This window comes from Protofrankia sp. Cj3 (genome assembly GCF_917627355.1).
Taxonomy (GTDB): Bacteria; Actinomycetota; Actinomycetes; order Frankiales; family Frankiaceae; genus Protofrankia.
The window spans coordinates 14,482-15,092 of the sequence record NZ_CAKJTR010000124.1 but is presented as its reverse complement, the minus strand read 5'-3'; the positions used below and the strand labels follow the sequence as shown (position 1 = coordinate 15,092).

Below are 611 nucleotides of genomic sequence, written 5' to 3'. Positions count from 1 at the left end.
GCAGCACCGCGAGGAGCGCTCGATACTGCGCCGCGGACAGTTCCCCTTCGAACACGCTGCGCTGCGTCCAGTGCAGGTACTTGCGGCAGGTCTTGAGGACGACGGGGTTGCGTTCGGCCGCGGTGTCGTAGACGAGCACGACGAACATGCATCACCACCAAGGCCGGAAAGGCTTGTAAGGGGTGCCCTCCAGACAGAGACGGACAATCTTGAACGCCTCAAGACAGATGATCTCCTCATAGGAGACCTTACGACGCAGCGTCCGGTGGTAGACGGCCGTGGCGAGCTCTTCCCGGATCATCCTCGGAAAGTTCCCGCCCTGCGACCACAGTGAAAGAGCTCCGCGCTCTGGTTGAGTCTGGTTTCAATCCGACTCGGAAAGTTCCTGCCCTGCGACATACGAGTCGGAGGAGCTAATCCTGCAAGCTGTACGGTTTCAATCCGACTCGGAAAGTTCCTGCCCTGCGACGATCAATGGCTGTAACGAGTTGTTGAAAACGATAGGGTTTCAATCCGACTCGGAAAGTTCCTGCCCTGCGACTGCCAGCGAGGTCTTCTCGGCGCTGATCCAGTTCCAGTTTCAATCCGACTCGGAAAGTTCCTGCCCTGCG

General features: G+C 58.6%; 1 protein-coding gene and 1 CRISPR repeat array. The gene reads right to left on the bottom strand.

Translation table 11 applies throughout. From position 1 onward, the window contains the following. On the bottom strand, positions 1–148 hold a 148-nt coding region (locus MJ783_RS16225; RefSeq protein ID WP_239311288.1), incomplete at its 3' end, for a CRISPR-associated endonuclease Cas2. A 142-nt stretch (positions 149–290) separates the two neighbouring features. Beyond that, positions 291–611: direct repeats of the CRISPR family, unit length 34 nt; unit sequence GTTTCAATCCGACTCGGAAAGTTCCTGCCCTGCG.